The organism is Dactylosporangium sp. NPDC000555 (genome assembly GCF_040300025.1).
GTDB lineage: Bacteria > Actinomycetota > Actinomycetes > Mycobacteriales > Micromonosporaceae > Dactylosporangium.
Window position 1 is genome coordinate 2,874 of sequence record NZ_JBEPDB010000164.1, and the last position, 3,970, is coordinate 6,843.

The 3,970-nt window shown below is 70.4% G+C and carries 4 protein-coding genes and 1 pseudogene; 3 read left to right on the forward strand and 2 right to left on the reverse strand.

The features are described from left to right. Together ABT297_RS42215 and ABT297_RS42220 are read right to left on the reverse strand one after the other, a co-directional pair. Nucleotides 1–449: hypothetical protein (locus ABT297_RS42215; RefSeq protein WP_350559561.1), on the reverse strand; the 449-nt coding region annotated here is incomplete at its 3' end. A gap of 102 nt (nt 450–551) precedes the next feature. Next, complete coding sequence (locus ABT297_RS42220) at nt 552–1,853, reverse strand: ThuA domain-containing protein (RefSeq protein ID WP_350559564.1); 1,302 nt, start codon at nt 1,851–1,853, stop codon at nt 552–554. Nucleotides 1,854–2,341: 488 nt separating this feature from the next. Here ABT297_RS42220 and ABT297_RS42225 point away from each other — a divergent pair, with 488 nt between their 5' ends. The 3 genes and pseudogenes from ABT297_RS42225 to ABT297_RS42235 form a co-directional block, all read left to right on the forward strand. Beyond that, nucleotides 2,342–2,872, forward strand: a complete 531-nt coding sequence (locus tag ABT297_RS42225; protein ID WP_350559567.1) for a MauE/DoxX family redox-associated membrane protein — start codon at nt 2,342–2,344, stop codon at nt 2,870–2,872. A gap of 35 nt (nt 2,873–2,907) precedes the next feature. Further along, the gene (locus tag ABT297_RS42230; RefSeq protein ID WP_350559570.1) at nt 2,908–3,444 is read left to right on the forward strand and encodes a TlpA family protein disulfide reductase; all 537 of its coding nucleotides are present in this window, start codon (nt 2,908–2,910) and stop codon (nt 3,442–3,444) included. Continuing rightward, nucleotides 3,441–3,970, forward strand: a pseudogene (locus ABT297_RS42235) (ABC transporter ATP-binding protein); the annotation flags it as partial. The gene ABT297_RS42230 and the pseudogene ABT297_RS42235, both read left to right, overlap by 4 nt.

Sequence of the window (3,970 nt, forward strand, 5' to 3'; positions counted from 1 at the left end):
GTGCCGTCCGAGAGATTCGTGCCGTCCGAGGGAGCCGGGCCGTCCGAGAGATTCGTGCCGTCCGAGGGAGCCGGGCCGTCCGAGAGATTCGTGCCGTCCGAGAGATTCGTGCCGTCCGATAAGCCCTGACGGTCTGATAAGCTCCGACCATCCGATAAGGCCATGCCGTCCGATAAGGACGCACTGCCCGATAAGGGCGCGCTACCCGATAAGACCGCGCCGTGCGATAAATCTGATCCAACCGAGCCGTCTGAGCTGTCCGGGAAGTCCGGAAAGGTCAGGGCGACGGGATCACGCAGCACTGCCGGGATCACGGCGGCGGCTGGAGCTGTCGGGGACACCAGCACCGCGAGCCATCCGTCCGGCACCGCGACCGTCGTGGTCGTGTCGCCGATCAGCAGGCACCCGTCCACCCGTCGGGCGGTCGGCACGTTCGGCGGCTCGGTCACCCCGGCACCCTACCGCGCACCACCGACATTCCCCGCGCCCCCGCCGCCACCGCATCGACGCGCGGTGACGGCGGGTGGACGCCGGGTCAGCGGACGCAGACCTCAGGAGGCCGCCTGCGCCAGGCGGAACGACTGGGCGCCGGTGCCGTTGCAGGCGTACTGCACGAGCTGCACACTGTCCGCAGTGGACGCGCCCGGCGTGTCGAGGCACTTGCCGCTCGCCCGGTTGACGAAATGGTAGTAGCCGTTGCCCTCGGAGACCGGCTGCCACTGCTGGTTGGTGCCCCCGCCGTACGCCCACAGCTGGATCGGCGCACTGTCCGCGGTGGACCTGTTCGTCACGTCGAGCGACTGGGCCGCGTTGGCGCGGATGTCGATGTGCACGTAGCCGTCGCTCGTGGGCTGGAAGCGGTACTGCTGCGCGTTCGTGCTGTTGCAGGCGTACTGCTGGATTGCCGTGCCGTTGGCCGTGCCGGCCGCGCGGGCGTCGACGCACTTGGCGCTGTTCTTGTTGACCACCGAGTACCACGCCGACGGCGAGATCGGGCCGCTCGACGTGGGCGGTGTCGAGGTCGGCGGGGTCGAGGAGGGCGGGTTCGAGGACTGCCCGGCCAGCCAGAGGATGCCCTGAATGATCCAGCGGTTCTGGTTGCCGCTCTCGAACGTCGAGGAGGTGCGCGTGTTGGTGGTGTAGTTCATGCCGTTGTGGCCGAAGTTGGCGTACAGCATCCGGTAGTTGCGGTTGGTCCACAGGATCGGGTAATAACCGCTGTACCAGGACTGGTTCGGGTCGGTGCCGACCGGGAAGCTGCTGGGATCGACCGACGCCAGGATGTTGATGTTCGGGTTTTGCCGCAGGTCGTTGCTCCACGAGTACCACTCGGAGACCGCCGACTGGAAGGTCGCGGGCAGTCCGGCCGTGGCCGGGTGGTTGCGGTCCTCGACCTTGTACGTGATCCGCGTCGGGCCCCACGTGTTGGTCCTGAAGGCGCCCGAGCCGAGGAACGTGTTGTAGTACCAGCTCCAGGAGCCCGGGTCGGTGGTGAACGCGCTGACGTGGAAGCCCATCCACGCGCCGCCGTTCTGCATGTACTGCTGGAACGCGGCACGCTGCCCGGCCGGCGGCGCGTCGTCGAGGAACATGATCACCTTGTACTGCGCGAGGTTGCCGGTGTTGAGCCGGCTCCAGTCCGTCGTGGCCTCCCACGTGAAGCCGTTCTGGGCCCCCTGCTGGGGGAACCAGTCCCTGGCCTCCTTGTCGAAGTCGATGTGGGCGGCGTCCCAGGTGCCGTTGTAGAACGCGAGCACCTTGAACGGGGTGGCGGCGAGGGCGGGCCGGATCACGAGGCCCACCCCCAGCGCCGTCAACAGGGCAAGCGCTGCCAGCGTCAGCTTTTTGCGCACGGTTGGGGGTCCTTCGGGTGTAGGCGGGCGGGATTGGCGGATCCGCTCTCTCGAATCATGGGCCATCGATGACGTCCGGCACAAGGTAAGGAACCCTAACAGTTAAGGTAAGTCGCCAAATAAGTCCTGACCTGCGCGTCCGGCGGGGAAGCGGGTGCCGGCTGCCGCGGCTCGCCCCGCACCTGCCCGCCGTGGTGCCGGACCCGGTCGCGGTCGGCACGCCGGCGCTCGGAGATCTGTATCGCACCACCAACCCGTTCCTGGCCGGCGTCGGCGAGGTCCTGCCGGTCGCGCGCACGCCGCCGCCGTCTTCCTGTGCCGCCACTCGGGGCAGATGGCGGGAGAGCGCTCTCGGGAAATATCCGATTCACGGGCGGAAATGCCGTTTTCGTTTGTCCGGAAACCGTCTTGACATGCATGGATTCTGCGGGAAAGCTGCAGAAGGCGCTTTCATGTGAGCGCGTGATGATGACCGGCACGGGGGCGTTGTGTCATATTCAGTGTGGTGCATCAGGCTGCTCATCTGCGGAGTCTTCGCCGTCTCCGCGATCGGCAAGCTCCGCGGTCGCGGTGCGCTCGTCGCGTTCACCGGTGCTGTGCGGGAGCTCACGGGTCTGGGCTCGAGGCCCGCCCGCGTGGCCGCCGTCGCGACCGTCGCCGCCGAGTCGCTGGTCGCGGTGGCCGTGCTGGTGCCCGCGGTCCACCGGGTTGCGCTGGCGTGCGCCGTCCTGCTCCTGGGAGCGTTCGTGCTGGTCCTGGCCAGGGTACTGCGGGCGGGTCGGGCGGTGGCGTGCCGCTGCTTCGGCCGCGGCGCCGCGCCCGTCGCGGCGCGGCACGTCGTGCGCAACGTGGTCCTGGCCGCGCTGGCCGGGCTCGCGCTGGCCGCGGACCTGCTCGCTGGTCCGGCCGCCGTCGAGCCGGCCGGGCTGGCGCTGTGCTTGCTCGTCGCGGCGGTGTCGGTCGCGTTCGTGGCGCTGCTCGACGACATTGCGGTACTGTTGACGCCGATTTCAAAATGATCTTTGTCAATGCCAATCGTGACCGAAGGGAGATCATGGCATTGCTCACGGGGGCCGTCGTCATCATCTCCTTGGTGGCGATCGTAAATATGTTGATGCTCGGTGCCGTGCTGCGCCGGATGCGGCAGTATGAGCAGCGCGGTGCCACCCCGCCGCGGACCGTGGAGATCGCGGTCGGCTCGGCGGCGCCCGAGTTCGACGTGTTCGCCACCGACGGCACCAGCTTCCGCACCGACGACCTGCGCAGCGGGCGGACGCTGCTCGGGTTCTTCTCCGACACCTGCGAGCCCTGCGTCGCCGAGGCGCCCGAGCTGGTGGAGCGCGCCGGCGTCCTCGCGACCGACGGCATCACGGTCGTGCCGGTCCTGGCCGTCGAGCCGGGCGGCGGGGCACAGCGCCTGCTGCCGGTGCTCGGCCGGCTCGGCCGCGTGCTGACCGAGCCGCTGCACGGGCCCGTCGCCTCCGCCTTCCAGGTCCGGGCCACGCCGTCCTACGTGCTCGTCGCCGGCGACGGCCGGATCGCGGCCACCGGCGGCTCGCTCGACGACTGCCTGCGGGCGTCGGTCCGGTGACGGCGCGGGGCAGTCGAGCCCGCGGCGGCCTGCGCCGGCAGCTGGCGACGCTGACCGGCGCCTGCCGGGTGTACTGGCGGGCCGCCCCGGCCACCGCCGCCATGCGCCTGGCGGTCGCGGTGAGCGGCGGGGCCGCGCCCGTCGCCGTCGCCTGGCTCACCAAGCTCCTGCTCGACCGCGCGGCCGGCCTCCCCGGACCACCGATCGCCGGCGTGGCGGCGGCGCTCGCGACGGTCGGCGGCGTGGCGGCGGTGCTGCAGCACGCGGCCCGGTATCTCGACGCCGAGATCGTGCGGCGGGTCTCCGCGCACACCCAGACCGAGCTCTTCGCCGCGGTGAGCCGCGACGCCGGGCTGGCGACCCTGGAGGACCCCGCCTACCACGATCGAGTCCAGCTGGCCCAGCAGCCCAGCCAGTCGGCGCCGGTCCTGCTCACCATGACGGTGCTGGCGATGGCCCAGTCGCTCGTGACCGTCGCGGGTTTCGCCGCCACCCTCGTGGCGCTGTTCCCGGTGGCCGCGGCCGG

Excerpts from the sequence above, each read along its gene's own strand:
- ABT297_RS42230 (WP_350559570.1), top strand. The coding sequence starts at position 2,908 with ATGGCATTGCTCACGGGGGCCGTCGTCATCATCTCCTTGGTGGCGATC.